Genomic DNA, 25,959 nt, shown 5'->3' with positions numbered 1-25,959 from the left:
GGTCGAGTCAGTTGCGGCGAAAGCCTTCAGCGATTATAGGTCATCGAGCCGCAGCGCTCCGGTCGGATGCGCCACGCCCAGGTGGCCGTAGGCCTCCGGGGTCGCTACGCGACCCCGTGGCGTGCGCCCCATGAAACCGATCCGGACCAGGTAGGGCTCGACGACCGATTCGATCGTGTCCGCCTCTTCGCCCACAGCGACGGCAAGGGTGCTGAGCCCGACGGGGCCGCCGCGGAAGCGGCGGATGAGCGCGTCCAGCACGGCCCGATCGAGCCGGTCCAGGCCGATCGGGTCGACGTCGTACAACTCGAGTGCCGCGTCGACACTGGCGAGACTGCCCGACCCGCCGTCGGCGTAGACGATGAGATAGTCGCGTACTCGTCGCAGCAGCCGGTTCGCGATGCGCGGCGTTCCGCGCGAGCGCCGCGCGATCTCCGAGCGTGCGGCGGCCGGCAACTCCACGCCGAGCATCGTCGCCGAGCGCGCGATGACACGCTCGAGCTCTTCGGGCTCGTAGTACTCGAGGTGCGCGGTGAAGCCGAACCGGTCGCGCAGCGGATTGGGCAGCAGGCCCGACCGGGTCGTGGCGCCCACGAGCGTGAAGGGCGCGAGATCCAAGGGAATGCTCGTAGCGCCGGCGCCCTTGCCGACCATGATGTCGATGCGGAAGTCCTCCATCGCGAGGTAGAGCATCTCCTCGGCAGATCGCGCCATGCGGTGGATCTCGTCGACGAAGAGCACCTCGCCAGGCGTCAGGGAAGACAGGAGCGCGGCCAGATCGCCGGCATGCTGGATCGCGGGCCCGCTCGACATGCGCAGCGCGCGCCCGCTCTCGTGCGCGACGATCATCGCGAGCGTCGTCTTGCCGAGCCCCGGAGGGCCGGAGAGCAGGATGTGGTCGGGCGGGCGCTGCTGGATCCGCGCGGCGTCGAGCAGGAGCTGCAGCTGACCGCGCACCTTCTGCTGACCGACGAAGTCGGCGAGCGACTCCGGACGCAGCGCACCCTCGATCGCGAGTTCGCTCTCGTCTGCGGGCGTGCCCGCATCCCTCAGCTCATCCACGCAGCACCTCCCCGCGGGCCGGGCCCAGCGCCGCCAGGGCGCGCCGCAGCAGGGCGGCGACCGTGCGCTCGTCGGGTGCATCGGCGATCACGACCGCGGCCGTCTCTGCGGCGACACGCTCGGACCATCCCAGCCCCACGAGCGCCTGCGCCAGCTGAGCCACGAGATCGGTGGACGCCGCCGTGGCGCCCGTGGTGGATGCGGTGGGAGGCGCCAGTTTGCCGGCGAGCTGCACCACGATGAGCTTCGCCGTCTTGGGACCGATCCCCGAGACCTTGCGGAAGGGGCCGTCGGCCTCGTCGGCCACCGCCTGCGCGATCTGGTCGATGCTGAGCTCCGCCAGCACGCCGAGCGCGGACTTGGGCCCCACCCCGGACACCGCGATCAACGCCGCGAACACCGCCAGCTCTTCCCTGGTGCGAAAGCCCACGAGCGACAGGGCGTCCTCGCGGACGATCATGTGCGTGTGGAGCAGAACCTCATCACCCAGGTGCATCGCACGCGCGACATCCGGCGTGACGGCCACGCTGTACCCGACGCCGGCGACTTCCAGGACGAGGCCGTCGGAGGATGCGTGCGCGACGGTGCCGCGGAGCGAGGCGATCATGGCTGCGAGCCTATCCCGCTTCGCACCTTTGTTCGATTCGACACGCTCAGCGGCGCGCCTTCTCCGCAGCTCGCCACGCCCGCTGCGCCGGTGTGAGGGCCGCATCCGCCACCGCTGCCGGCCCGGCGCTTCCACCGCGCCACGCGTGACACAGCGCGAGCGCGAGCGCATCCGCCGCATCGGCGGGCTGAGGGAGCGCGTCGAGTCTGAGGACCCGCGCCACCATGGTCTGGACCTGCAGCTTCTCGGCGGAACCGTAGCCGGTGATCGCAGCCTTCACCTCGCTGGGCGTGTGCGTCGCGGTGCGCAGACCATGCTCGGCGGCGATGAGCAACGCGATGCCGCTGGCTTGCGCCGTGCCCATCACGGTGCTGCGGTTCTGCTGCGCGAACACACGCTCGACGGCGACGACATCGGGGCGATGCTCCTGCACCGCCTCGCGAAGCCCCTGCGCGATGAGGTGCAGCCGCTCAGCGGTCGGAAGCTCGGGCGACGATCGGATGACCCCGACGTGCACGAGGCTCGCGCGGCGGTCGGCCGCGACGTCCACGACGCCCACGCCGCAGCGCGTCAAGCCCGGGTCGACGCCGAGCACACGCAGAGAAGAACCCACCCCGCCACGCTACGTGCCTCCGGGCGAGCCGGAGCCTCGACGCGCCCGCAACACCGCACGCTCACTCGTCGGCTTCGAGCTCCGCCTGCACCTCGGGGGTGAGATCGAAGTTGCTGAAGACGTTCTGCACGTCGTCGCTGTCCTCAAGTGCGTCGATGAGACGGAACACCTTCCGCGCGGTCTCGGCGTCGACCTCGACCTTGAGGTTCGGGACGAACTCGACGTCGGCCGACTCGTACTCGATTCCCGCATCCGTGAGCGCGGTGCGAACCGACACGAGATCGGAGGCCTCGGTGATGACTTCGAAGCCCTGCGCGTGCGGCTCGATCTCCTCAGCGCCCGCCTCGAGGGCGGCCATCATGACGTCGTCCTCGCTCGTGCCCTCGTCGGAGACGACGATGACGCCCTTGCGGGTGAAGTTGTACGCGACGGACCCGGGATCGGCGAGCGTTCCGCCGTTGCGGGACAGAGCCGTGCGCACCTCGGCGGCGGCGCGGTTCTTGTTGTCGGTCAGACACTCGATCATGAGGGCGACGCCGCTGGGGCCGTAGCCCTCGTACATGATCGAGGAGTACTCGACCGACTCGCCGCCGATGCCGGCGCCGCGCTTGATGGCGCGATCGATGTTGTCCTTGGGAACCGAGGTCTTCTTCGCCTTGAGGACCGCATCGAAGAGCGTCGGGTTGCCCGCCAGATCGGCACCGCCCAGCTTCGCGGCGACCTCGATGTTCTTGATGAGCTTCGCCCACGACTTCGCACGACGGGCGTCGACGACGGCCTTCTTGTGCTTCGTGGTGGCCCATTTGGAGTGACCGGACATGAGTCTCCCGTGTTCAGCGGCTGGAAAGTCCAGCGTCGATCTTAGTTCAGCCGCGCACGGACCCGCTCGAGGAGCCGTTCGTGGAACCGCGTCTCGTCCGAGACCTCGGGGTGGAACGAGGTCCCCAGCAGGTTGCCCTGCTCCACGGCCACCACCCGGCCGTCGTCCAGGGTGGCCAGGATCTCGACGCCTGCGCCCACCCGTTCGACCACGGGGGCCCGGATGAAGACGGCCTTCACCGGCGGCTCACCGAACACCTCGACGTGCAGGTCGCTCTCGAACGAATCGAGCTGCGAGCCGAACGCATTGCGCCGCACGGCCACATCCAGCCCGCCGAAGCTCTCCTGCCCCGGCAGCCCGTCGAGCACTTCGTCGGCGAGCAGGATGAGCCCTGCACACGTCCCGTACACCGGCAGCCCGTCTGCGATCGTCCGGCGTAGCGGGTCGCGCATCCCGAACGCGCGGCTCAGCTTGTCGATCACGCTCGACTCTCCGCCGGGAATCACCAGACCGTCGACCTCGGCGAGCTCGGCGGGTCGGCGAACCGTCCGCACCCCCGCGCCGAGCAGGCGGAGGATGCGGACGTGCTCGCGGACGTCGCCCTGGAGGGCGAGGACCCCGATTCGGGGAGCGTCACCACCCACGGTCGGCGAGGCGGTGCGGTGCGGGGAGGTCGGCCACGTTGATACCGACCATCGCCTCGCCGAGCCCGCGCGAGGCCTCGGCGATGACGGCGGGATCGTCGAAGAACGTGGTCGCCTTCACGATGGCGGCAGCACGCTGCGCGGGATTGCCGGACTTGAAGATCCCGGAGCCCACGAAGACGCCGTCGGCTCCCAGCTGCATCATGAAGGCGGCATCGGCAGGCGTCGCGACGCCGCCCGCCGTGAACAGCACGACCGGCAGCGCGCCCGTGCGGGCCACCTCGGCCACGAGCTCGTAAGGCGCCTGGAGCTCCTTGGCCGCGACGTACAGCTCGTCGGCGCTCTTCGCGCCGAGAGCCGCGATCTCGCCGCGGATCGTGCGGATGTGCTTCGTGGCCTCAGAGACGTCGCCGGTGCCGGCCTCTCCCTTGGAACGGATCATCGCCGCGCCCTCGGTGATCCGACGCAGGGCTTCACCGAGGTTCGTGGCGCCGCACACGAAGGGAACGGTGAATCCCCACTTGTCGATGTGGTTCACGTAGTCCGCGGGCGAGAGCACCTCCGACTCGTCGACATAGTCCACACCGAGCGCCTGCAGGACCTGAGCCTCGACCACATGACCGATCCGCGCCTTCGCCATGACGGGGATGGACACCGCGGCGATGATCTCGTCGATCAGGTCCGGATCGCTCATCCGCGCCACGCCGCCCTGCGCGCGGATGTCGGCGGGCACGCGCTCGAGCGCCATGACGGCGACCGCTCCGGCGTCCTCCGCGATGCGGGCCTGCTCGGCGGTGACCACGTCCATGATCACCCCGCCCTTCAGCATCTCAGCCAGTCCGCGCTTGACGCGGGTGGAACCGGTGAGGGAATCGGTCATCGAGGGCTCCTTCGTCGCCGCCGCGATGCGCGGCTTTTTGTCATAGGCCAGAAAGTATCATGTCCTACGGCGTAGACTCGACGAGATGTCTCTGTCCGACACGCGCTCCGCGATCCGCGGCTCCTCGGCCGCCGAGATCGCCGACAGCGTCCGCGCGCTCGTCGAGCGCGGCGAGCTCGCCCCCGGAGAATCGCTTCCCCCTGTGCGGGCGCTCGCCGAGTCGCTCGATGTCAACCGCAACACCGTCGCGGCGGCGTATCGACTGCTCACCCAGGCGGGCACCGTCGTCACCCGCGGCCGCGGCGGCACGCTCGTGGCGGAGGCCGCGCCTGTCGCACAAGAGGGCTTCGCCGCCGGCACCGTACTCCGCGACGTGGGCACCGGGAACCCCGACCCCGACCGCATCCCCGATGCGGTGCCGGCGCTGACGCGCATCGCCCGCCGACCGGTGCTCTACGGCGAGCCGGTGATCGACCCTGCGCTCGAGAAATGGGCGCGCGATTGGGTGAGCGCCGACGTTGCGCCCGCGACAGTGCGCTTGACGATCACCAGCGGCGCGGTCGACGCCGTGGAGCGCCTGCTGGCACAGGCGCTGACCAGAGACGACGCCGTCGCACTCGAGGACCCGTGCTTCCTGGCCAGCATCCACACCGTGCGTCTCGGCGGCTATCGTGCTGTTCCGGTTCCCGTTGACGCCGAGGGGATGACGGTGGACGGGCTTCGCGCGGCACTCGCGGCCGGTGTCCGCGCGATCGTCTGCACGCCACGCGCCCAGAATCCGACCGGAGCCAGTCTGAGCGCGCGCCGCGCCGCCGAGCTGCGCGCGGTGCTGGAGAACCATCCGTACGTCCTGATCATCGAGGACGACCATTTCTCGCTCCTGTCCACGCAGCCTTATCACTCGATCATCGGGAGCGCTCACCGGCGCTGGGCTCTCGTGCGGTCGGTGTCGAAGTTCCTCGGGCCCGACATGTGCCTGGCCGTCGCCGCCTCTGATCCCGAGACGGCGGACCGACTCGCTCTCCGGCTCAGCCCCGGCACCACCTGGGTCAGTCATCTCCTGCAGCGGCTCGCCGTGGCTCTGCTCGCAGACGACGCGGTCCGGGACGGCATCCGGGCGACCGGGCGGCACTACACAGACCGCAACCGCGCCTTCGCTGAGCGCGCGCGGGAGCACGGGATGGACATCGAGTCGGGCGACGGGCTCAACCTGTGGGTCCCGCTCGGCGTGTCCGCCCGCGCCGTCGCCGAACAGCTCATGCGACGCGGCTGGCTCGCGCGCACCGGCGACGAGTTCGTGCTCGCCGACGCGCGAGCGACGCACTTCCTGCGACTGACCGTGCATGACCTCTCCGACGACGACGCCGACCGGCTCATCGTCGACCTCGTCGCGGCCGTGGATGCGGTCGCCGCCACCTCGAAGATGGGATGACTCCGCTGTGAAGGTACTTTCGATCCAGTCCGCCGTCGCCTACGGACACGTCGGCAATTCCGCCGCGGTGTTCCCCCTGCAGCGCATCGGCGTCGAGGTTCTGCCGGTGTACACCGTGAACTTCTCGAACCACACCGGCTACGGCGCCTGGCGAGGTCCGCTCATCGCGCCGGATGACGTGCGTGAGGTCATCACGGGAATCGAGGAGCGCGGGGTCTTCGACAAGATCGACGTCGTCCTGTCCGGGTACCAGGGCTCAGAGGGCATCGCCGATGTCATCGTGGAGACGGTGGCGCGCGTGAAGGCAGCCAATCCGAACGCCGTCTACGCGTGCGACCCCGTCATGGGCAACGCCAAGTCCGGCTGTTTCGTCGCCCCCGCCATCCCCGAGCTGCTCCGCGAGAAGGTCGTGCCGGTGGCGGACATCATCACGCCCAATCAGTTCGAACTGGGCTTTCTCACCGGCACCGATCCGCACACGATCGAGGAGACCCTCGCCTCCGCGGACGCAGCCCGCGCGATGGGGCCGGGCACGATCCTCGTCACGAGCGTCGAGCGTCCGGACCGCGAGGAAGGCACGATCGAGATGATGGCCGTGACTCCCCTGGGCGCATGGATCGTGACCACCCCCCTGCTGCCGATGAAGGCGAACGGATCGGGCGACGTCACCGCCGCGCTGTTCACGGCGCACTACACGCGCACCGGGAACGCCGCCGATGCCCTGGCACGCACCGCATCCAGTGTGTTCGATCTGCTCGAGGCGACGCACCGCTCGGGCGAGCGCGAGCTCCAGCTCGTGGAGTCGCAGGAGGCCTACGCGAACCCGCGCATGCAGTTCGCCGTGCGCCAGGTGCGCTGACTCGCCTCAGCCGCCCGTGGCGGCGCGGAAGGCGCTCTCCCACTGCGGAGCGTCTGCCGGACAGAGGAACCCTGTTCCGAAGACCATGATGCTGGTGACGTTGCGCTCGGTCGTCGGATCGCCGTTCGTGAGTGCGGAGATCAGCGGCGACGTGGCCACGTGTGTCGCGTACAACATGTCGTCGACCTGGTGACCGTTGAGGATCGAGGTCTCGCACGCGTCGAGCGCGAGAGCGAGGGTGATGCTCTCGAGCTCGGGTGACCAGGTGCCGCCCTGGGACTCGGTGTAGGCGCGCTGCTGCGCGATGAACTCCTGCTGCTCGGGCGTTTTGGGCGTGAGCATCGGGTCGCCGGGAACCTGCTGCTGCGCCTCGAAGAACGCATCGCGTTCGGCAAAGACGTCACCGTCGATCAGATCGTCGTCACCCGAATCGCCCGCGCTCGGCGTCGGGTCCTCCGAAGGCGCCAGCGCCTCCCCCGGCTCGCTGGATGAGGGCAGCGGAGTGAACTGGCACCCCGCCAGCGGTATCAGTGCGAACAGCAACACGGGTGCGATGAGACGGACGGAACGTGTGCGCATGAGAGACCCCCGGGCTCGTGGAACGATGCCCGCCACGTTATCGACAGGTCACGGCTCACGCCGGGGGCTTGTGGAGAACGTTCAGAGCGGCCATGCGTCCGCGAGCGAACGACGCACGTCGCCGAGCAACTGCGGCAACGCCTTGGTGCGCGCGATGATCGGGAAGAAGTTGGCGTCGGTGGCCCACCGCGGAACGACGTGCTGGTGGAGATGACCCGCCACCCCCGCACCGGCGACGGCGCCCTGATTCATGCCGATGTTGAACCCGTCGCACCGGGACGTCTCGCGCAGCACGCGCATCGCGGTCTGGGTGAGCGCACCGATCTCGGCGACCTCGTCCGCATCCGCCTGATCGTAGGTGGGGATGTGACGATACGGGCACACCAGCAGATGACCCGAGTTGTACGGGAACAGATTCAACAGGACGTACGCGCGGGCTCCGCGATGCACGATGAGTCCGTCCTCATCGCTCTTGTGGGGCGCGGCACAGAACGGGCACTGCTCGGAGTGCGGCTCCGGCCCCGCCTGGATGTACGCCATCCGGTGCGGAGTCCACAGCCGCTGGAACTCATCCGGCACGCCGGGCAGATCGGATGCGGCGATCAGCGCCGCATCCGTCTGCTCCGGCTCGGTCGTCACGCGAGGTCCGCCGCGGTGTTGACGAGGCTCTTCTCGGCGATCGCCCGCTGGATCATCGCGATCGCGTCGTCGACGGGGATCCCGTTGGTCTGCGTTCCGTCACGGAAGCGGAAGGACACGGTGCCGGCGCTACGGTCCTGCTCCCCCGCGATCAGCTGGATCGGAACCTTCTGCGTGGTGTGCGTGCGGATCTTCTTCTGCATCCGGTCGTCGGAGTGATCGACCTCCGCCCGGACGCCCGACACCTTGAGCCGGTCGACGATGCCGTCCAGGTAGTCCGCGAACTGCTCGGCGACCGGGATGCCCACCACCTGCACGGGCGAGAGCCACACCGGGAACGCACCCGCGTAGTGCTCGAGCAGGATGGCGAAGAAGCGCTCGATCGAACCGAAGAGCGCTCGGTGGATCATGATCGGGCGGTGCTTCTCACCGTCGGGACCGGTGTACTCCAGGCCGAAGCGCTCGGGGAGGTTCGGGTCGACCTGCACGGTCGACAACTGCCACGTCCGGCCGATCGCGTCGCGCGTCTTGAGGTCGATCTTCGGCCCGTAGAACGCGGCCTCGCCCGGCACCTCGGTGAGCTTCAGGCCGCTCGCCATGGCGACGTTGCGCAACGCATTCGTGGAGTACTCCCAGAACTCGTCCGAACCGATCCACTTCGACTTCTCGTCGTCGCGCATCGACAGCTCGAGCTCGAAGTCCTCGAGGCCGAAGTCGCGCAGCATCGAGATGACGAACTCCAGCACCCGGGTCGCCTCCGACTCCAGCTGCTCCGGGGTCACGAACAGGTGGGAGTCGTCCTGGGTGAACCCGCGCACGCGCGTGAGGCCGTGCAACGCTCCCGAAAGCTCGTTGCGGTAGACCGTACCGTTCTCCGCGAGACGCATCGGCAAGTCGCGGTAGCTGCGACCGCGCTCCTTGTAGATCAGGATGTGCATCGGGCAGTTCATCGGCTTCAGGTAGTACTCCTGACCGACCTTGGTGATGTTGCCTTCTGCGTCGCGCTCCTCGTCCATGGTAATCGGGGGGAACATTCCCTCCCGGTAGGTCACCAAGTGGTTCGAGGTGATGAAGAGGTCTTCCTTCGAGATGTGCGGCGTGTAGACGTAGGTGTAACCGCCCTCCACGTGCCGACGCCGGGCGTGCTGCTCCATCTCGCCGCGGACGATCCCGCCTTTGGGGTGCCACACGCTGAGCCCGGAGCCGATCTCGTCGGGGAACGAGAACAGGTCCAGTTCCTTGCCGAGCTTGCGGTGGTCGCGCTTCGCGGCCTCCTCCAGCCGGTGCTGATACGCGCGCAGATCGTCCTTCGTGGCCCACGCGGTGCCGTAGATGCGCTGCAGCTGCGGATTCTTCTCGCTGCCGCGCCAGTAGGCACCCGCGATGCGCTGCAGGTCCCACCCGTTGCCGATGACGCGGGTGCTCGGCACGTGGGGTCCGCGGCAGAGGTCCTTCCAGACGGTCTCGCCGTCTCGGTTCACGTTGTCGTAGATCGTGAGCTCGCCCGCACCGACCTCGACTGACGCCCCCTCGGCCGCCTCCTTCTTGCCGCCCTTCAGCCCGATCAGCTCGAGCTTGAAGGGCTCATCGGCGAGCTCCGCGCGCGCCTCGTCGTCGGTCACGACCCGACGCGCGAAGCGCTGGTTCTCGCGGACGATCCGCTCCATCTCCTTCTTGATGGCCCTGACGTCCTCCGGGGTGAACGGGGTGTCGGTGCCGAAGTCGTAGTAGAAGCCGTCCGTGACCGGCGGCCCGATGCCCAGGTTCGTCTGCGGCTTGATCCGCTGCACCGCCTGTGCCAGCACGTGCGCCGTCGAGTGCCGGAGGATGGCGAGGCCGTCCTCGGACGAGATCGTGATCGGCTCGACGACATCGGAGTCGTCGACGGTCGTCGCGAGGTCCTTCAGTTCGCCGTTCACGCGCAACGCGATGACGGAGCGGTCGGGGAAGAGGGCGAATCCGTCTGCGGGGTAGGCGACGGCTGCCGGGGTCAGATCAGTCAAAAGGACGCTCCTGAAGTGGGTCTCAATCGATCCTATCGAGCTTGCGAGGCGGCAAGATGGTGTCGTGAAGCTGGCCCTCATCGGCGGCGCGCTGCTGCTGGTCGGCATCGCCGCGGTCCTTTTCGGCGTCCTGCCCCCGGATGCGGCGGTCGCGGTGACCGAGCGCATCCTGCCGGTGCTCGGCTTCGTCACCGCGATCACCGTCGTCGCCGAGCTCGCAACCCGCGTCGGCCTGTTCGATGTGCTGGGCGCCTTCCTGGCCCGTCTCTCGCGAGGCCGCACGATCGTGCTCTGGCTGCTCGTCGTGGCGCTCGCACTCGTATCCACCGCCTTCCTCTCCCTCGACACGACCGCGGTGCTGCTGACCCCCGTCGTCGTCGCCGTCGCGAGGGCGAACGGGCTTCCGCCGCTGCCGTTCGCGTTCGCCACGGTCTGGCTCGCCAACACGGCGTCGTTGTTCCTTCCCGTGTCCAACCTCACCAACCTGCTCGCCGCCCACAATCTCGAGGGAGGCACAGGAGCATTCATCGGGCTTCTCGGGCCTTCCGCGCTGATCGCCGTGATCGTCACCGTGGTCCTGCTGTGGCTGCGCGACCGTCGTCGGCTGCGGGGACGCTTCTCGCCCGCCGGATCGCCGCGGGTCGCCGACAGGGCGCTGCTGGTCGCGGCCGGAGTGATCGTCGCGGTCATGCTGCCGCTCCTGGTCTCCGGCCTCGAGCCGTGGATCCCCGCGACGGCCGCGGCGCTCGTGCTCGTCGCATTCGTCGCATGGCGCTCGCCGCGACTGCTGTCGCTGCGGCTCATCCCCTGGCAGTTGCTCGTGTTCGCAAGCGGCCTGCTCCTGGTCGCCTCCGCGGCGGATGCTGCCGGTCTGCTGGACCCGGTGTCGGCCGTCCTGAATGCCTCGGACGAGCCGTGGGCCGCCTTCGCGGTCGCCGGCGCAGGCACGGTCGGCGCGAACGTCATCAACAACCTGCCCGCGTATCTGGCCCTCGAGCCGGCGGTCGCCGCATCCCCCGTTCATCTCGCCGCCCTGCTCATCGGCGTCAATGCCGGTCCGCTCGTCACGCCGTGGGCATCGCTGGCGACTCTGCTGTGGCACGAGCGACTGCAGTCGGAGGGCATCGAGGTGTCGTGGGGGCGCTTCATCCTCTGGGGCGCGCTCGCCGCTCCCCTCGTCGTCGGGCTTGCCACACTGCCGTTGCTGTGGTCGCGGTGATCTCTCAGGCCTCGGTGATGTCGTAGTCGGGGTCGTATCCGTCGTCCGGGTCGCTGTAGCCCTCGACTGCTCGGAGATGCCGCTCGGGCGTCGGGCGCACCCTCTCGAGGTGCGCTTCGAGCTCCGAGCTGTCGAAGTCCGGATCATCGCCCTCCCATGCGATGGGCACCGAGAGCACGTCGTTGCCGAGACCGACCACGAGTTCGGCGGATCCCTCAGGATCGATGGGGATCCGCACCGCGGCCGCTTCGCCGCGCTTGGCGAGCTCCGCCGTCAGCTCCACCAGGATGCGCGCCACATCGTCGGTGGTCAGAACGTTCTCGCCCGCGTACGTGATGCGTCTCATGCATCCACCATGCGCTCGGAGACGCCACGTCCGGGGGCGGTTGCGACGACTTCAGCGGTGGTCTAGGCGCAGGCACAACCGATGATCTTCAGGCAACGACCTGAGCGATCTGCTGACCGAGGGAGCATCGCGGAAGGCGTTTCGTGTGCGTTAAAAGATCGCCATGTTGCTGGGTGTTTCCCCACCATCAGGTGAGAATGACCTGCATGCGCTGGGCGAAGTGCGCCCGGCGACCATTCACAGCAGGGATACCACTATGTCTCTTGTTCACATCAGGCGCGGCCGTGTCGGCCTCGCAGTCGCCGCTCTGGCCGGCACGGCAGTGCTGCTGGCCGCATGCTCCGGCGGCGGGGGCGGCGAGTCGACAGGAAGCGGCGCGGGTGGCGACCTCATCGTCGGCACCACCGACAAGATCACCTTCATCGACCCGGCCGGCTCGTACGACAACGGCTCGTTCGCGGTCATGAACCAGGTGTATCCGTTCCTCTTCAACAGTCAGTACGGCACCGCCGATGTCACCCCGGACATCGCCGAGTCGGGCGAGTTCACCTCGCCGACAGAGTTCACCGTCAAGCTCAAGGACGGCCTCACGTTCGCGAACGGTCACAAGCTGACGTCGTCGGATGTGAAGTTCAGCTTCGACCGGCAGCTGAAGATCGCCGATCCGAACGGCCCCTCCTCGCTCCTCGGCAACCTCGCCTCCGTCGAGGCGCCCGATGACACCACCGTCGTCTTCACTCTGAAGAACGGCAACGACCAGACGTGGGAGCAGATCCTCTCCAGCCCCGCCGGCCCCATCGTGGACGAGGAGGTCTTCTCCCCCGATGCGCTCACCAGCGACGACGACATCGTCGCCGGAAACGCCTTCGGCGGTCAGTACGTCATCGACTCGTACAAGATCAACGAGCTCATCTCCTACAAGCCGAACCCCGACTACAAGGGCGCTCTGGGCGCCGCGGAGAACAGCAGCGTCACGGTCAAGTACTACGCCGACTCCTCCAACCTGAAGCTCGACGTCGCCGGCGGCAACATCGACGTCGCCTTCCGCAGCCTCTCCGCCACCGACGTGGACGACCTGTCGAAGAACGACGCGGTCAAGGTCGTGGACGGTCCCGGAGGCGAGATCCGCTACATCGTGTTCAACTTCGACACGATGCCCTTCGGTGCCGCGACATCCGAGGCCGACCCGGCCAAGTCACTCGCGGTGCGGCAGGCGATGGCCGATCTCGTCGACCGCCAGGCGCTGAGCGAGGACGTCTACAAAGGCACCTACACCCCGCTGTACTCCTACGTTCCTCAGGGCCTGACCGGTGCCACCGAGCCCCTCAAGGAGCTCTACGGCGACGGCGCGGGGGCGCCGGACCTCGACAAGGCGAAGGCGACCCTCGAAGCCGCGGGTGTCTCGACCCCGGTCACGCTGAACCTCCAGTACAACGGCGACCACTACGGCCCCTCCTCGGGTGACGAGTACGCCGCGGTCAAGTCGCAGCTGGAAGAAGGCGGCCTGTTCACCGTCAACCTCGCGCAGACCGAGTGGGTGCAGTACTCCAAGGACCGCACCGCCGACGTCTACCCGATGTATCAGCTGGGGTGGTTCCCCGACTACTCGGATGCGGATAACTACCTCACGCCGTTCTTCACCGCGGACAACTTCCTCGTGAACCACTACGACAACAGCGCGGTGCAGGAGCTCATCACGGCTCAGGCGTCCGAGACGGATGCGGCCGCGCGCCAGTCGGACATCGAGCAGATCCAGGAGCTCGTCGCGAAGGACCTGTCGACCCTGCCGCTGCTGCAGGGTACGCAGGTCGCGGTCGTCGGCAAGGACGTGGACGGCGCCGTGCTCGACGGTTCGTTCAAGTTCCGCTACGCCCCGCTCCACAAGTAAGACCCGACCGGTCCTCTCTCGCTCCGGACGACGCGGCCCCATCGCGGCGGCGTCGTCCGGACGCGGGCGGAGGACTCCCACCGTTCAAAGGTTTCCGCATGGTCACAGCGGTAGACGCCGCCGCCGTCGTCAAGCCCGTCGCTCCCCAGCGGGGCGGGCTCTGGCGCTACATCCTGATCAGGCTCGTCCTGATCATCCCCACCGTCTTCATCCTCGTCACCGTCGTCTTCCTCCTGATGCGGGTCACCGGAGACCCCATCACAGCGGCCCTCGGCGGCAAACTCCCCACGGATCAACTCGCCGAGCGCATCCACGAGGCCGGCTACGACCGTCCGTTGATCGTCCAGTACGCCGAGTACATCGGCGGCGTCTTCCGCGGTGACTTCGGCAACACGATCACCGACGGACGCCCCGTCGTGACGATCCTGCTGCAGTACGGTTCCGCGACCCTCGAACTCGCCCTGTATGCCCTGATCGTCGCCTTCGTGCTCGGCATTCCGCTCGGTCTGCTCGCGGCCTACCGCCGCGACCGCTGGCAGGATGCGGCCCTGAGGATCGCCGCGATCCTCGGCTACGCCACACCGATCTTCTTCCTCGGGATGGTGCTCAAGCTCATCTTCTCCGTCGGGCTCGGTGTGCTCCCCGCATCCGGACGGGCCGGAACGCGCACCGAGCTCGCCCTGCAGAGCCTGGACGGTCAGACCGGGATCTATCTCATCGACGCGATCAGGCTCGGCAGAGCGGATGCGGTGGGCGATGTCCTGTGGCACGCCGTGCTGCCGGCGCTCGCGCTCGGCATCCTCACGGCCGGAATCTTCCTGCGTCTCGTGCGGACCAACGTGATCGGCACCCTCGGCTCGCAGTACGTCACGAGCGCACGAGCCCGCGGCGTCGGCGAGTACCGGCTCGTCACGAAGCACGCTTATCGCCCGGCCCTCATCCCGATCGTCACCGTCATCGGCCTGCAGATCGCCGTCCTCCTGTCGGGCGCCGTGCTCACCGAGACGACGTTCGAGTGGAAGGGCATCGGCTTCATGCTCTCGGAGTACCTGAAGGCTCGGGATTTCGTGGCCGTCCAGGGCATCGTCGTCATGATCGCCGTGGTCGTGGCGGTCACGAACTTCATCGTCGACGTCGTCGCCGCCCTCATCGACCCCCGAGTGAGGTACTGATGTCCACGGTCTCCTCCCCGGCCGCCGTCACCGACCGCCGTCGTCCTCTGCTCGACCGATTGCCTGTCCTCTCACAACTCCGCCGGAGCGTGGGGCTGCAGCGCGGCATGCTCGTGACCGGTCTCGTCATCACGGCCCTGTTCATCCTGACCGCCGCCCTCGCCCCGTGGATCGCTCCCTACGGCTTCGCTCAGCGCTCCGTGGACGGTCAGGACTTCGGCACCCTCCAGGCACCGAACGCAGTCAATCTCCTCGGAACGACCGTCAGCGGGTTCGACGTCCTGTCGCGGACGATCTGGGGCGCGCAGACGGCGCTGCTGGCCATCGTGTGCGCGATCGCGTTCTCGATCTTCCTCGGCGTGCTCGTCGGCTTGCTCGGCGGGTACTTCGGGGGCTGGCTCGACCGCCTGCTCGTCGTCCTCGCCGACGCCATCTACGCCTTCCCGTCGCTGCTGCTGGCGATCGTCATGTCGATCGTCATCAGCCAGGGGCAGTCGACGCTGAGGGGCGGCATCCTCGCCGCGGCGATCGCCATCACCGTCGTGTTCGTCCCCCAGTACTTCCGGGTCGTCCGCAGCGAGGTGGTGCGGGTCAAGGCGGAGCCGTTCGTGGAGTCCGCGCAGGTGATCGGCGTGCCGACCTCCCGCATCCTCCTGCGGCACGTCCTGCGCAACTCCACCCGCTCTCTCCCGGTGGTCGTCACCCTCAACGCCTCGGAGGCGCTGCTGACACTCGCCGGCCTCGGCTTCCTCGGGTTCGGCATCGAGGCGACGGCCGCCGCGGAGTGGGGCTACGACCTCAACCGCGCCGTCTCGGATGTCACGAGCGGCATCTGGTGGACCGCCATCCCCCCGGGCGTCGCGATCGTCCTCGTCGTGCTCGGCATCACGCTCGTCGGTGAGAGCCTCAACGATCTGAGCGACCCGCGCCTTCGCACCCGGCGCCGCGCCGCACGCCCGCGTACGAAGGAGGCATCCGCATGACCGACATCGCGCGCATCGATGATCTGAAAGTCACCTTCGCGACCGATGGCGAACCCGTCGTCGCCGTCGCCGGCATCTCACTCGCGGCGCACGCGGGCGAAGTCCTCGCGATCGTCGGAGAGTCCGGTTCGGGGAAGACCGTGACGGCCAACACGCTGCTCGGTCTGCTCCCGGAGACGGCCACGACCTCCGGCGCTGTCGTGATCCAGGCGCGCGACGGCGGCGAGACCGACATCGTCCACGCCACCGCCGCCCAGCTGCGCGCAATGCGTGGTCGGGATGCCGCCATGGTGTTCCAGGAGCCGTCGACGGCGTTGAACCCGGTGTTCACCGTGGGCTGGCAGATCGCCGAGGGCATCCGCGCCCACGAGCGAGTCACGCGCGCCGAGGCGCGGCGCCGCTCGGTCGAGATCCTCCGCAAGGTTGGTGTTCCCGAGCCGGAGAAGCGCGTCGACGACTATCCGCACCAGTTCTCCGGTGGGCAGAAGCAGCGCGTCGTGATCGCGATGGCCCTCGTTCTGAACGCGGGCCTCATCATCGCCGACGAGCCGACGACAGCTCTGGATGTCACGGTGCAGGCGGAGATCCTCGAACTGCTGCGGGCATGTCGCGACGAGTTCGGCGCGACGATCGTGCTCATCACGCACAACATGGGCGTGGTCGCCGACCTCGCCGATCGCGTGGTGGTCATGTACCGCGGCGAGATCGTCGAGCAGGCCCCGGTGCGCGAGCTCTTCGCCGATCCGCAGCAGCCCTACACGAGGGAACTGCTGGCCGCGGTGCCTCACGTCGGCGCCGGCAAGAGTGCCGCGCAGGATCCGGCGACTCCCGCGCCCACCGAGCCGCCCGCGGGCAGCCTCGTGGTCGCCTCGAATCTCCACATCGCCTACCCGGGCCGCTTCGGCCGCACGGGGGTCGTGGCGGTGCACGGAGTCGATTTCTGGATCGGCCCGGGTGAGGTCCTCGGACTCGTCGGGGAGTCCGGTTCCGGCAAGACCACCATCAGTCGCGCGATCGTCGGTCTCACCTCCGTCGTCGACGGGTCGTTGGAGGTGCTCGGAACCCAGATGCGCGATGTGAAGCCGCGAGCGCTCGCCGCCCTTCGACCCCAGGTGGGATTCGTCTTCCAGGATCCGGCCACCAGCTTCAACCCCCTGCTGACGATCGCGGAGTGCATCGCCGAACCCCTGGTGGTGCACAAGCGGGTGCGCAGCGCCGCTCAGGCGCGCAAGCGGGTCGACGAGCTGCTGGATGCGGTGCGTCTGCCCGCGGCATATGGTGACCGTTTTCCGCACGAGCTGTCCGGCGGGCAGCGTCAGCGCGCCTCGCTCGCGCGCGCCCTCGCGCTCGACCCGAAGCTCCTGATCGCCGACGAGCCGACGAGCGCGCTCGACGTGTCTGTGCAGGCGACGGTGCTGGAGCTGTTCGCGGCGCTCCAGCGGGAGCTCGGCTTCGCGTCCCTGTTCATCAGCCATGATCTGGCTGTCATCGACGCCGTCGCCGACCGGGTCGTCGTGCTTCGTCAGGGAGAGGTGCGCGAGCAGGGAACGACCGCGCAGGTGCTCCTGCACCCTCACGATGCCTATACGGAACGTCTCCTGACATCGCTGCCGGTGCCTGATCCGGTGGCCCAAGCGCAGCGCCGCGCCGCGTGGCTGGCGCTGCCGCCCGAATCCGGACGTTGAGAGGACGCGTGCGCCAGTGCCTCGCCACGAGGCGCCGGCGCACGCATCCGTTCAGCCGCGCAGAGGCGTGATGCCCTGAGCTGTGCGGGGGAAGGTGGTGAGCACGGCGGGATCGATGTTGAGGTGGGCGGCGACGAGCTGAGGCGGCACATGGGCCAGCCAGTTGGCGAGGCTGATCTCCTCGTACTTGTCGGTGCGGAACACCTCGAGGAACTGCAGGACGTCGTCGCCCGTGTTCTCGATGTAGTGGCCGTAGTTCTTCTTCACCACGCCGACATCCCCCGGACGGAAGTCCGTGGTGTTGGCGTGCGGGCCGGTGTTGAACACGGTCATGCGGGCGGAGCCGCGCAGGTAGTACTGCCACTCGTCCGCGTTGGGGTGCCAGTGCAGCTCACGCATCGAGCCCGGTTCGACCGTTACGAGCGCCGCAGCGACGGTGTTCGAGTACGCGTAGTTGGTCGAGTCGGCGACCTGAACGCTGCCGCCTGAGTTCTGATATCGGGGCTGAGAGCGGGACAGCCGGAAGATGACCGGCTCCATCCCCCACTCGACGCCGGCGGCGGCCTGATCGACCTCAAGTGCCGGCGGCTCGTCCCCGGGGAAGATCCAGAGGTTGTGCAGCGGGATGTCGGAGAAGACCTCCTGCGCAACCCCGAAATTCTTCGCCAGCACCTCCGGCGGCGTGTGTGCGAACCAATCCGTCAGCAGCAGCGTGTTCGACTCCGACTGCTGTCCATCGTCGAAAGCGAGCACGAACTCCGCACCGTCCGGCCCGAGCCCCTGTAACGAGTGCGGGGTCCCCGCGGGAAAGAACCACAGGTCCCCCTCCTCCACGTCCTCGACCGCCGGCAGGCCTGCGCGGCTGAGCGTCGTCACGCGGGCCCTTCCGCGCGTCATGACGGCCCATTCCGCGGTCTGATGCCAGTGCAGCTCGCGGATCCCACCCGGCTCGAGGTACATGTTGACGCCGGCGATCTCGTCCGAGATATGGAAGTCGCTGCTGGTGAGCTCGCGCGCCCATCCCCCGCGCTGGACGCGACGCGGGGAGATGTTGAACGAGGACCAGAAGAACGGCTGCGTGGAGATGTCGGTGGCCGGGGCGTCGATCTGGTTCGGGAACTGCGACGCGATGACCGGGTTCTGCGGGCCCGTCATGACGGTGCTTTGCGGCCGGTCGACCGTGTTGATCTCGCCCTCCGGCGGAAGGTCGGGATTTCCGAACGTCGCTGCCTCGTGGTGCGGCGCTGTGCGCTCCGGCGTGTCCATGGTGGTGCTCCTTCGTCCCGTGAAGTGGATGCCGGCGAGTCTCGCCGAGTCGCGCCCCGAGGCGGCACCGCGCGGTGACGGAAGTCGCTTCGACTCGCGTCGAGGCTGGGACGCGGCTCGTCAGGGAGCGGGGCGGATTCCGACTCAGAGCGGATGCGGGCGGCCACCACCGCTTGTAGCTTCGGGCCGTACCGCCGCGCCGTCGGGCGCCTCGCGAGCGAGCACAGGAACCTGAGGAGAACCCACCCATGTCCGATATCACCGTCGTCCTCGTCCACGGCGCCTTCGCCGAGTCATCGAGCTGGAACGGCGTCCTCACCCTGCTGCAGGATGCGGGCATCGACGCGATCGCGACGCCGAACGCGCTGCGCAGCGTCACCACGGATGCCGAGAACGTGCGTCGGCTCGTGGACTCGCTGCCCGGCGACGTACTGCTCGTCGGCCACTCCTACGGCGGTGCGGTCATCACCGAGGCCGGCGCGGGAAACGGCAAGGTCAAGGGACTCGTGTACGTCGCGGCCTTCGCACCCGACCACGGCGAGAACGCTCTCGACCTCACCGGTCAGTTCCCGGGCAGCACCCTGGGTGAGCGCGTGCGCCCGTATCCGCTCGGCGACGGCACCAATGACCTCGTCGTCGACCGTGCACTGTTCCCCGACCAGTTCGCCGCCGATGTGCCGCTCGAGGTCGCCAAGCTGTCCGCCCTCACGCAGCGTCCTATTCGCGACTACGCGCTCGGCGAAGGCCTGCCCGCCGAGACCCCGGCCTGGAAGACGCTGCCGTCGTGGTTCGTGTACGGCACGGGCGACAAGAACATCCCCGAGGCAGGGCTCGCGTTCATGGCGGAGCGTGCGGGCTCACGCGGCACCCGTGTGATCGATGGTGCTTCACACTCGGTGATGGTCTCCAACCCCGGCGCCGTCGCAGAGCTGATCAAGACCGCTCTCGCCGAACTCGCCTGACGCACCGCGCCCGTCCGGCGTCCGGCGCTCTGCCGCGCCGGGCGGGCTCACCGCATCCGAACCGCATGGGGCGGGTCAGAGCAGCATGATCTGCGCGAAGCCTGTGATGGCCTGGATCGCGAAGGCACCCCACGCGCCGTAAGGATCCGAGTAACCGGGCTTCTGCGCAGAATCCAGCCCGAAAACGAGAAAACCCCCGGATGACCGGGGGTTCTTCGGTGCGCGATACTGGGATCGAACCAGTGACCTCTTCCGTGTCAGGGAAGCGCGCTACCGCTGCGCCAATCGCGCCTATACAGGCTGTTCAGTTGTAGGCGAGGTGGCGACGGGATTCGAACCCGTGTAAACGGCTTTGCAGGCCGGTGCCTAGCCGCTCGGCCACGCCACCGTGTGTGGTTCGACCCACGTGACGTGATCTCCCCGGAGGGAGATCCCCGCACTCGAGCGGATGACGAGACTCGAACTCGCGACCCTCACCTTGGCAAGGTGATGCGCTACCAACTGCGCTACATCCGCATTTCGTTCCCGATCTCTCGGGCACTTGGAAAACACTATCCCAACTCCGACGCTTCGCAAAACCGAGACGGGCCCGCGCGTGTCTCGCCGTGTGGTCAACGAAGCGTGTCCGCATCCGGTATGCTCGATTCTCGGCCCCACGGGTCACGGGCGATTGGCGCAGTTGGTAGCGCGCTTCCTTCACACGGAAGAGGTCATCAGTTCGAGTCTGGTATCGCCCACCATCAAAACCCCCGGTACAGCCGGGGGTTTCGTGTTTCCGCCCCACCCCGCGTCTTTGTCACGGAGATCCTCGCCGAAGTACCCGGGAGCCGGTATAGGCGGCGAGGAGCGCCCAAAGAGTCCAGAGGATCCACACCCCGGTCGCGCCCACGACAGGTCCGCTGGTGCAGTAGCTCGCGTCGGCGTCGGTGCCCGAGTCATAGCACGCTCCCTGACTGGACGTCGTGATGAACAAGAGGATCCCCGCGGTGATGACCGCCAGCGCTCCCCAGAGCAGGCCGCGAACAAGCGACCTCCGTGTTCGCGGCCTGCTCTCACTCATGACGCGAGGATATCGGCGAGCACTCACGGATCGACATCCCTCTTCGCGCATCCGAACGGCACACGCCAGGATGAATGCATGGCCTTTCCGCCGGCGCCCCCGCAGCTGAACACCCTGCACCTCGACGACCTCGCGGAGGGCAGCCCTGGACAGCTGCGCGCCGGGGCGGCGGTGACGGGCGTGAGAGTCACCGTCGAGAGGCATTCCCCCACCGATCTCACCGACGCCAGGCTCGACGGGGTCCGCTTCGGCCGCTTCGCCGTCCCCGAGTTGCACATGCGCGGCGCGGGCCTGCTCGAGGTCGCCTTCGAAGCGCTGGACGTTCCCGTGATGGATGCCGCGGGCACAGACTGGTCCGACGCGCATCTGAGCGGCCGTATCGGCGCCCTCACCGCATACGACAGCTCGCTGCGCAGCATCCACTTCATGGGATGCCGCCTCGGCTTCGTGAACCTGCGCGGCTCTGAGCTGCTCGACGTCCAGTTCACCGACTGCGCCATCGACGAACTCGATCTGGCCGACGCACGCTGCCGGCGGGTGCGGTTCACCGACACGCGAATCGCCTCGCTCGAGCTGCCTCGGGCGGTCTTGGCGGATGTCGATCTCAGAGGCGCAGCGCTCTCATCCGTCGCGGGCGTCGGCCAACTGTCCGGCGCCACGATCACGCACGATCAGGCCCTGCAGCTGGCACCGCTTCTCGCGGCGCACGTGGGCCTATCGATCAGCGACGACTGAAACTCAACGCCAGCCGAACCGGGCGCGCAACGCGTCGGCGACACGAGCGAAGCGTGCCGCGTCGAGCGTCGCTCCCTCGCGACGCAGACCGGCATGCGACACGCTGTACAGCTGATCGATGTCCGCCCACGAGGGGCGACGCTGCGGGTCCCATCCGCCCGCACCCAGTGCCACATAGGCATCCGAGCCGGCGTGTGCGCGACTGGTCAGTTTGACCGCGTACACGCGGTCGCGGCTCTGACGCGCCACGACGAGCACGGGGCGGTCCTTGCCGCGCCCGTCGCGTTCGGCGTAGGGCACCCACGTCCAGACGATCTCCCCCGCATCCGGAATCCCATCGGGACGCGGTGCGTACGTAAGCCTCAGCCGGTCGATGGAACGGGGATCCACCTCGTACGTCTGCGACGACGGCGCGGGGCGCACCAGGCGCAGGACACCGCGGCCGAGGCGGGAGAGCAGACCCATCGGGCCAGCCTATCCAGCCCGACGGATGCCGCAGGCACCGAAAGGAGAGGGCGCCGCGGTGACCCGCGACGCCCTCTCCCGCTGGAATCGATGTGTCAGGACTGCTCGGCGAGCGAGTAACCCTCCTCGCCGTGAACCGTGGAGTCCACGCCGGCGAGCTCGTCCTCGTTCTTGATGCGGAAGCCCATCGTCTTCTCGATCGCGAAGCCGATGATCCAGGCGACGACGAAGGAGTAGACCAGAACACCCAGTGCCGCGATGACCTGCACCACGAGCTGCTCGTAGTTACCGCCGACGAACAGGCCGGTTTCGGTTGCGAAGAAGCCGAGGTAGATCGTTCCGATCAGACCGCCGACGAGGTGGATGCCGACCACATCGAGGGAGTCGTCATAGCCGAGCTTCCACTTGAGCTCGATCGCCAGGGCGCAGACCGCACCGGTGAGCACACCGAGGAGCAGCGCCCAGCCGGGCGTGAGGTTCGCACACGCGGGGGTGATGGCGACGAGACCGGCGACAGCGCCCGAGGCCGCACCCACCGAGGTGGCCTTGCCGTCCTTGAGCTTCTCGACGACGAGCCAGCCGATGATCGCCGCTGCAGTCGCACCCAGCGTGTTGATGATGATGAGACCGACGGAGGAATCCTCAGCACCCAGCAGTCCCGCGGTGCCCTGCGCACCCGCGTTGAAACCGAACCAGCCGAACCAGAGGATGGCCGCACCGAGCATGACCAGCGGCACGTTGTGGGGCTTCGTGATGCCCTTCTGGAAGCCGATGCGCTTACCGAGGACGAGCGCAAGGGCGAGGGCGGCCGCGCCCGCGTTGATGTGCACGGCGGTACCACCGGCGTAGTCGATGACCTCGGTCGAGAAGCCGAAGGTCGTGCCGAGCTGCATGATCCAGCCACCGCCCCAGACCCAGGCCGCGACGGGGAAGTAGACGACGGTGGCCCACACACCCGCGAAGATCATCCAGGCACCGAACTTGGCGCGGTCGGCGATCGCTCCCGAGATCAGGGCGACCGTGATGATCGCGAACGTCGCGCCGTAGGTGGCGCCCACGAGGCTGTTGTCTCCCACCGACCCCATACCGAAGTCGGAGAAGGGGTTGCCCGAGAACTGCATCACGTCGGTGACCGTGCTCATGTTGAACCCGTAGAGGATCCACAGAACGCTGACCAGGCCGAGCGCGCCGAAGCTCATCATCATCATGCTGACGACGCTCTTGGCCTTGACGAGTCCTCCGTAGAAGAACGCGACGCCCGGCGTCATGAAGAGCACCAGTGCCGTCGCAGTGACGGCCCAGGCGAGATTTCCGCTATCCATGAAATTCCTCATCCATGTCGTGTTACTCGAGGTGTCCGAGGACCGCAGATCGGGTAGCGGTGCTTCAGGACGTCCACAGTTTGTCGAGAAGGAATTCCAGCGGTGCGCGAATGGTGTTTCGGCCTTGTTACAGCGCGCCCGCCACGGTAAACAACAGGTTTCCTCACACCGGGAACCCGCCAGGGATCGCCGCTCAGGAGTGGGTGAGGGCGATCAGACGTGAGATGGCGCGCAGGTACTTCTTGCGGTAGCCGCCCGCGAGCATCTCATCGCCGAAGACCTGGTCGAGAGCCGTGCCGGTCGCCCGCACGGGAATCTGCGCGTCGTAGGCGCGGTCGACGAAAGCGACGAAGCGAAGGGCCGCGGACTGGTCGGTCAGCTGCTGCACATCGCGCAGCCCGATGGTCGTGACGCCGTCGATGAGACGGATGTAGCGCGACGGATGAACCTTTGCCAGGTGCGCAATGAGAGCCGCGAACTCGTCTTCGGAGGCGACACCAGTTGACGCGGCATCGACGAGCGCGCTCTCATACGCGCCCGCATCCAGAACGACGGCATGACCGTCGACGGCACGTTGGCGGTAGTCGACACCGTCGATCCGCAGGGTCTCGAACGATGCCGACATCGCCTGGATCTCCCGGAGGAAGTCCTGTGCGGCGAAACGTCCCTCGCCCAGCGCGTTGGGCGGCGTGTTGGAGGTGGCGGCGAGCTTGGTGCCGGATGCGACGAGCTCGCCGAGCAATCGCGTCATCACCATCGTGTCGCCCGGGTCATCCAGCTCGAACTCGTCGATGCACAGCAGGTCGGAACCGCGGAACAGTTCCACCGTCTGCTGGTAGCCGAGAGCGCCCACCAGAGCCGTGTACTCGATGAACGATCCGAAGTACTTCCGGCGCGCGGGCATCGCGTGATAGATCGATGCGAGCAGGTGAGTCTTGCCGACGCCGAACCCGCCGTCCAGGTACACGCCGGGCTTGCGCTCGGGTGCTCGGGGGGCGCGGCGGAAGAGTCCGCGCTTCGGCGCCTCGGCAACCGCCCCGGCGAACTCGCGGAGGACCTGCTTGGCCTCGGCCTGCGAGGGGAAGGCATCATCCGCACGGTACGTGTCGAAGCTCGCGTCGGCGAACTGCGGCGGCGGAACGAGAGAGGCGACCATGTCCGCGCCGGTCACCTGCGGAGACCGCTCGGCGAGGTGAACGAAGGCGTTCTGATGCGCGGGCGAAGTCATGCGGAATCCTGTGTCACACGGTTACGGGGTGGATGCGGACGCGGCGACACGAACCTAGGCTCGATCAGGCGACTTCCCCACTTTACGGGGTCTGTCACGCCCCGGCTGAACAGGAGAACCCCGTGCCCGTCGACCTCGATTCCACCTCAGAGAAGTTCGCGGCCTACGCCCACCCGGAGCGACTCGTGACCACCGAGTGGTTGCAGGAGCGCCTGGGAACGCCCGGACTCGTCGTCGTGGAGTCCGACGAGGACGTACTGCTGTACGAGACGGGCCACATCCCGGGTGCGGTGAAGGTCGATTGGCACACCGAGCTGAACGACCCCGTCGTGCGCGACTACGTCGACGGCGCCGGGTTCGCCGACCTCCTCAGCCGCAAGGGCATCTCGCGCGACGACACCGTCGTCATCTACGGCGACAAGAACAACTGGTGGGCCGCGTACGCCCTGTGGGTGTTCTCGCTGTTCGGCCACGAGGACGTCCGGCTGCTCGACGGCGGCCGCGACCGCTGGATCGCCGAAGGACGCGAGATCACGACCGATCCCGTGCACCGGCCGCACACCGAGTACCCCGTCGTCGAGCGCGACGACAGCATCCTGCGGGCCTACAAGGAGGACGTGCTGGCACACCTCGGGCACCCGCTGATCGACGTGCGGTCCCCCGAGGAGTACTCGGGCGAGCGCACGAGCGCGCCCGCATATCCCGAGGAGGGCGCGCTGCGCGCCGGTCACATCCCGTCCGCGCAGAGCGTGCCGTGGGCGCGCGCCGTCGCGGAGGACGGCACGTTCAAGTCGCGGACCGAGCTGGATGCCATCTACCGCGATGAGGCCGGACTTACCGACGGCGAACCGGTCGTCGCGTACTGCCGGATCGGTGAGCGCTCCAGCCACACCTGGTTCGTGCTGAAGCACCTTCTCGGCTTCGAGGACGTCCGCAACTACGACGGCTCGTGGACCGAATGGGGCAGCGCTGTGCGCGTTCCCATCGTCACCGGCTCGGAGCCGGGCCAGGTGCCCGGACGCTAGACGCCGCGTGCGAGAATGTCGCGGATGACCGACAGCGCCCTCCCCGAGAAGCTCGCCGAGATCCGTGAGGACTTCCTCGCGCTCGCCGAACCCGAACGCCTGCAGCTTCTTCTGGAGTTCTCGCAGGAGCTGCCGCCCATCCCGGCGGAGTACGAGGGGCATCCCGAACTGTGCGAACGGGTCGCCGAGTGCCAGTCGCCCGTGTACATCGTCGTGGATGTCGACGACGACAGCATCGTCGCGATGCACGCCACGGCTCCGGCGGAGGCCCCGACGACGCGCGGATTCGCGAGCATCCTCGCCCAGGGGCTGACCGGTCTCACCGCGGCAGACGCCCTCGCCGTACCCGACGACTACCCGCAGAGCCTCGGGCTGACGCGAGCGGTCTCTCCCCTGCGCATCGCGGGGATGACCGGGATGCTCCTTCGCGCGAAGCGACAGATCGTGCGCAAGAGCGGCGCCTGA

Annotated in this window: 25 protein-coding genes and 4 tRNA genes; 12 read left to right on the top strand and 17 right to left on the bottom strand. The window is 68.1% G+C overall.

Annotated elements, in window-relative coordinates; genetic code table 11:
* Nucleotides 1-33 precede the first annotated feature (33 nt).
* The 6 genes from ruvB to pdxS all read right to left on the bottom strand — a co-directional run bounded on the left by ruvB (nucleotide 34) and on the right by pdxS (nucleotide 4,626).
* Complete coding sequence (gene ruvB, locus PQV94_RS07435) at nucleotides 34-1,062, bottom strand: Holliday junction branch migration DNA helicase RuvB (RefSeq protein WP_274288115.1); 1,029 nt, start codon at nucleotides 1,060-1,062, stop codon at nucleotides 34-36.
* Entirely contained in the window at nucleotides 1,055-1,669 is a 615-nt protein-coding gene (gene ruvA, locus PQV94_RS07430; protein WP_274288114.1) for a Holliday junction branch migration protein RuvA, read from the bottom strand. Before ruvA ends, ruvB begins: the two co-directional genes overlap by 8 nt.
* A 46-nt stretch (nucleotides 1,670-1,715) precedes the next feature.
* On the bottom strand, nucleotides 1,716-2,282 hold the full coding sequence (ruvC, locus tag PQV94_RS07425; protein WP_274288113.1) for a crossover junction endodeoxyribonuclease RuvC: 567 nt from the start codon (nucleotides 2,280-2,282) through the stop codon (nucleotides 1,716-1,718).
* 61 nt (nucleotides 2,283-2,343) lie between these two features.
* Nucleotides 2,344-3,102, bottom strand: a complete 759-nt coding sequence (locus tag PQV94_RS07420) for a YebC/PmpR family DNA-binding transcriptional regulator (protein WP_274288112.1) — start codon at nucleotides 3,100-3,102, stop codon at nucleotides 2,344-2,346.
* Between the two features lie 41 nt (nucleotides 3,103-3,143).
* Nucleotides 3,144-3,746 carry a pyridoxal 5'-phosphate synthase glutaminase subunit PdxT gene (pdxT, locus tag PQV94_RS07415; protein WP_274288111.1) on the bottom strand — a complete coding sequence of 201 codons (603 nt, stop codon included), beginning with the start codon at nucleotides 3,744-3,746 and terminating at the stop codon, nucleotides 3,144-3,146.
* Nucleotides 3,736-4,626 (bottom strand): pyridoxal 5'-phosphate synthase lyase subunit PdxS, encoded by an 891-nt coding sequence (gene pdxS, locus PQV94_RS07410; protein ID WP_274288110.1) that lies wholly within the window; start codon nucleotides 4,624-4,626, stop codon nucleotides 3,736-3,738. Before pdxS ends, pdxT begins: the two co-directional genes overlap by 11 nt.
* 85 nt (nucleotides 4,627-4,711) lie before the next feature.
* On the opposite strand from pdxS, the gene PQV94_RS07405 reads away from it, so the two are divergent.
* Both PQV94_RS07405 and pdxY read left to right on the top strand, forming a co-directional pair.
* Nucleotides 4,712-6,058 (top strand): aminotransferase class I/II-fold pyridoxal phosphate-dependent enzyme, encoded by a 1,347-nt coding sequence (locus PQV94_RS07405; protein WP_274288109.1) that lies wholly within the window; start codon nucleotides 4,712-4,714, stop codon nucleotides 6,056-6,058.
* 7 nt (nucleotides 6,059-6,065) lie between these two features.
* Nucleotides 6,066-6,917 carry a pyridoxal kinase PdxY gene (pdxY, locus tag PQV94_RS07400; RefSeq protein WP_274288108.1) on the top strand — a complete coding sequence of 284 codons (852 nt, stop codon included), beginning with the start codon at nucleotides 6,066-6,068 and terminating at the stop codon, nucleotides 6,915-6,917.
* A 6-nt stretch (nucleotides 6,918-6,923) separates the two neighbouring features.
* Here pdxY and PQV94_RS07395 read toward each other — a convergent pair whose 3' ends face one another.
* The 3 genes from PQV94_RS07395 to thrS form a co-directional block, all read right to left on the bottom strand.
* On the bottom strand, nucleotides 6,924-7,496 hold the full coding sequence (locus PQV94_RS07395) for a hypothetical protein (RefSeq protein WP_274288107.1): 573 nt from the start codon (nucleotides 7,494-7,496) through the stop codon (nucleotides 6,924-6,926).
* 81 nt (nucleotides 7,497-7,577) lie between these two features.
* The gene (locus PQV94_RS07390) at nucleotides 7,578-8,135 is read right to left on the bottom strand and encodes an HIT family protein (RefSeq protein ID WP_274288106.1); all 558 of its coding nucleotides are present in this window, start codon (nucleotides 8,133-8,135) and stop codon (nucleotides 7,578-7,580) included.
* Nucleotides 8,132-10,138: a threonine--tRNA ligase gene (gene thrS, locus PQV94_RS07385; protein ID WP_274288105.1), complete on the bottom strand. Its 2,007-nt coding sequence runs from the start codon at nucleotides 10,136-10,138 to the stop codon at nucleotides 8,132-8,134. The genes PQV94_RS07390 and thrS overlap by 4 nt, the downstream gene beginning before the upstream one ends.
* Before the next feature lie 64 nt (nucleotides 10,139-10,202).
* Here thrS and PQV94_RS07380 point away from each other — a divergent pair, with 64 nt between their 5' ends.
* On the top strand, nucleotides 10,203-11,357 hold the full coding sequence (locus PQV94_RS07380; protein ID WP_274288104.1) for an SLC13 family permease: 1,155 nt from the start codon (nucleotides 10,203-10,205) through the stop codon (nucleotides 11,355-11,357).
* Nucleotides 11,358-11,361: 4 nt separating this feature from the next.
* Here PQV94_RS07380 and PQV94_RS07375 read toward each other — a convergent pair whose 3' ends face one another.
* Nucleotides 11,362-11,703 carry a hypothetical protein gene (locus PQV94_RS07375; RefSeq protein WP_274288103.1) on the bottom strand — a complete coding sequence of 114 codons (342 nt, stop codon included), beginning with the start codon at nucleotides 11,701-11,703 and terminating at the stop codon, nucleotides 11,362-11,364.
* Between the two features lie 256 nt (nucleotides 11,704-11,959).
* Here PQV94_RS07375 and PQV94_RS07370 point away from each other — a divergent pair, with 256 nt between their 5' ends.
* From PQV94_RS07370 to PQV94_RS07355, 4 genes are all read left to right on the top strand, one after another.
* Complete coding sequence (locus tag PQV94_RS07370) at nucleotides 11,960-13,591, top strand: ABC transporter substrate-binding protein (protein WP_274288102.1); 1,632 nt, start codon at nucleotides 11,960-11,962, stop codon at nucleotides 13,589-13,591.
* Nucleotides 13,592-13,689: 98 nt separating this feature from the next.
* Nucleotides 13,690-14,763, top strand: coding sequence for an ABC transporter permease (locus PQV94_RS07365; RefSeq protein WP_274288101.1), 1,074 nt, complete (start codon nucleotides 13,690-13,692; stop codon nucleotides 14,761-14,763).
* Nucleotides 14,763-15,746 carry an ABC transporter permease gene (locus tag PQV94_RS07360; RefSeq protein WP_274288100.1) on the top strand — a complete coding sequence of 328 codons (984 nt, stop codon included), beginning with the start codon at nucleotides 14,763-14,765 and terminating at the stop codon, nucleotides 15,744-15,746. The genes PQV94_RS07365 and PQV94_RS07360 overlap by 1 nt, the downstream gene beginning before the upstream one ends.
* The gene (locus PQV94_RS07355; RefSeq protein ID WP_274288099.1) at nucleotides 15,743-17,431 is read left to right on the top strand and encodes a dipeptide ABC transporter ATP-binding protein; all 1,689 of its coding nucleotides are present in this window, start codon (nucleotides 15,743-15,745) and stop codon (nucleotides 17,429-17,431) included. The genes PQV94_RS07360 and PQV94_RS07355 overlap by 4 nt, the downstream gene beginning before the upstream one ends.
* Nucleotides 17,432-17,482: 51 nt before the next feature.
* On the opposite strand, the gene PQV94_RS07350 is transcribed toward PQV94_RS07355, so the two are convergent.
* Entirely contained in the window at nucleotides 17,483-18,697 is a 1,215-nt protein-coding gene (locus PQV94_RS07350) for a cupin domain-containing protein (RefSeq protein WP_274288098.1), read from the bottom strand.
* 248 nt (nucleotides 18,698-18,945) lie between these two features.
* Here PQV94_RS07350 and PQV94_RS07345 point away from each other — a divergent pair, with 248 nt between their 5' ends.
* Nucleotides 18,946-19,659 carry an alpha/beta fold hydrolase gene (locus PQV94_RS07345; RefSeq protein WP_274288097.1) on the top strand — a complete coding sequence of 238 codons (714 nt, stop codon included), beginning with the start codon at nucleotides 18,946-18,948 and terminating at the stop codon, nucleotides 19,657-19,659.
* Nucleotides 19,660-19,878: 219 nt separating this feature from the next.
* On the opposite strand, the gene PQV94_RS07340 is transcribed toward PQV94_RS07345, so the two are convergent.
* From PQV94_RS07340 to PQV94_RS07330, 3 genes are all read right to left on the bottom strand, one after another.
* A tRNA-Val gene (locus PQV94_RS07340) sits at nucleotides 19,879-19,950 on the bottom strand.
* A gap of 26 nt (nucleotides 19,951-19,976) precedes the next feature.
* Nucleotides 19,977-20,047: transfer RNA gene (locus tag PQV94_RS07335), tRNA-Cys, on the bottom strand.
* A 55-nt stretch (nucleotides 20,048-20,102) separates the two neighbouring features.
* Nucleotides 20,103-20,175 (bottom strand) — tRNA-Gly (locus tag PQV94_RS07330).
* Between the two features lie 148 nt (nucleotides 20,176-20,323).
* Here PQV94_RS07330 and PQV94_RS07325 point away from each other — a divergent pair.
* Both PQV94_RS07325 and PQV94_RS07320 read left to right on the top strand, forming a co-directional pair.
* A tRNA-Val gene (locus PQV94_RS07325) sits at nucleotides 20,324-20,399 on the top strand.
* Nucleotides 20,400-20,797: 398 nt separating this feature from the next.
* Entirely contained in the window at nucleotides 20,798-21,454 is a 657-nt protein-coding gene (locus tag PQV94_RS07320; protein ID WP_274288096.1) for a pentapeptide repeat-containing protein, read from the top strand.
* A gap of 3 nt (nucleotides 21,455-21,457) precedes the next feature.
* Here PQV94_RS07320 and PQV94_RS07315 read toward each other — a convergent pair whose 3' ends face one another.
* From PQV94_RS07315 to zapE, 3 genes are all read right to left on the bottom strand, one after another.
* Complete coding sequence (locus PQV94_RS07315) at nucleotides 21,458-21,919, bottom strand: type II toxin-antitoxin system PemK/MazF family toxin (RefSeq protein WP_274288095.1); 462 nt, start codon at nucleotides 21,917-21,919, stop codon at nucleotides 21,458-21,460.
* Nucleotides 21,920-22,014: 95 nt separating this feature from the next.
* On the bottom strand, nucleotides 22,015-23,241 hold the full coding sequence (locus tag PQV94_RS07310; protein ID WP_274288094.1) for an ammonium transporter: 1,227 nt from the start codon (nucleotides 23,239-23,241) through the stop codon (nucleotides 22,015-22,017).
* A 193-nt stretch (nucleotides 23,242-23,434) separates the two neighbouring features.
* A complete protein-coding gene (gene zapE / locus PQV94_RS07305; protein WP_274288093.1) occupies nucleotides 23,435-24,469 on the bottom strand; it encodes a cell division protein ZapE in 1,035 nt (344 codons plus the stop codon).
* Between the two features lie 122 nt (nucleotides 24,470-24,591).
* Here zapE and PQV94_RS07300 point away from each other — a divergent pair, with 122 nt between their 5' ends.
* The gene (locus PQV94_RS07300) at nucleotides 24,592-25,494 is read left to right on the top strand and encodes a sulfurtransferase (protein ID WP_274288092.1); all 903 of its coding nucleotides are present in this window, start codon (nucleotides 24,592-24,594) and stop codon (nucleotides 25,492-25,494) included.
* A 24-nt stretch (nucleotides 25,495-25,518) separates the two neighbouring features.
* Nucleotides 25,519-25,959 (top strand): SufE family protein, encoded by a 441-nt coding sequence (locus PQV94_RS07295; RefSeq protein WP_274288091.1) that lies wholly within the window; start codon nucleotides 25,519-25,521, stop codon nucleotides 25,957-25,959.

This window comes from Microbacterium sp. Clip185, assembly GCF_028743715.1.
Classification (GTDB): Bacteria; Actinomycetota; Actinomycetes; order Actinomycetales; family Microbacteriaceae; genus Microbacterium.
The sequence above is the reverse complement of the archived record's forward strand: the minus strand, read 5'-3'. Positions and strand labels throughout refer to the sequence as shown.

Coding starts and splice junctions, on each gene's coding strand:
- PQV94_RS07375 (WP_274288103.1), bottom strand. CDS start 11,703: ATGAGACGCATCACGTACGCGGGCGAGAACGTTCTGACCACCGACGAT.
- PQV94_RS07365 (WP_274288101.1), top strand. CDS start 13,690: ATGGTCACAGCGGTAGACGCCGCCGCCGTCGTCAAGCCCGTCGCTCCC.
- PQV94_RS07350 (WP_274288098.1), bottom strand. CDS start 18,697: ATGGACACGCCGGAGCGCACAGCGCCGCACCACGAGGCAGCGACGTTC.
- PQV94_RS07315 (WP_274288095.1), bottom strand. CDS start 21,919: ATGGGTCTGCTCTCCCGCCTCGGCCGCGGTGTCCTGCGCCTGGTGCGC.
- ruvA (WP_274288114.1), bottom strand. CDS start 1,669: ATGATCGCCTCGCTCCGCGGCACCGTCGCGCACGCATCCTCCGACGGC.
- PQV94_RS07345 (WP_274288097.1), top strand. CDS start 18,946: ATGTCCGATATCACCGTCGTCCTCGTCCACGGCGCCTTCGCCGAGTCA.
- pdxS (WP_274288110.1), bottom strand. CDS start 4,626: ATGACCGATTCCCTCACCGGTTCCACCCGCGTCAAGCGCGGACTGGCT.
- zapE (WP_274288093.1), bottom strand. CDS start 24,469: ATGACTTCGCCCGCGCATCAGAACGCCTTCGTTCACCTCGCCGAGCGG.
- PQV94_RS07360 (WP_274288100.1), top strand. CDS start 14,763: ATGTCCACGGTCTCCTCCCCGGCCGCCGTCACCGACCGCCGTCGTCCT.
- PQV94_RS07395 (WP_274288107.1), bottom strand. CDS start 7,496: ATGCGCACACGTTCCGTCCGTCTCATCGCACCCGTGTTGCTGTTCGCA.
- PQV94_RS07405 (WP_274288109.1), top strand. CDS start 4,712: ATGTCTCTGTCCGACACGCGCTCCGCGATCCGCGGCTCCTCGGCCGCC.
- PQV94_RS07355 (WP_274288099.1), top strand. CDS start 15,743: ATGACCGACATCGCGCGCATCGATGATCTGAAAGTCACCTTCGCGACC.
- PQV94_RS07420 (WP_274288112.1), bottom strand. CDS start 3,102: ATGTCCGGTCACTCCAAATGGGCCACCACGAAGCACAAGAAGGCCGTC.
- PQV94_RS07320 (WP_274288096.1), top strand. CDS start 20,798: ATGGCCTTTCCGCCGGCGCCCCCGCAGCTGAACACCCTGCACCTCGAC.
- PQV94_RS07370 (WP_274288102.1), top strand. CDS start 11,960: ATGTCTCTTGTTCACATCAGGCGCGGCCGTGTCGGCCTCGCAGTCGCC.
- PQV94_RS07310 (WP_274288094.1), bottom strand. CDS start 23,241: ATGGATAGCGGAAATCTCGCCTGGGCCGTCACTGCGACGGCACTGGTG.
- PQV94_RS07295 (WP_274288091.1), top strand. CDS start 25,519: ATGACCGACAGCGCCCTCCCCGAGAAGCTCGCCGAGATCCGTGAGGAC.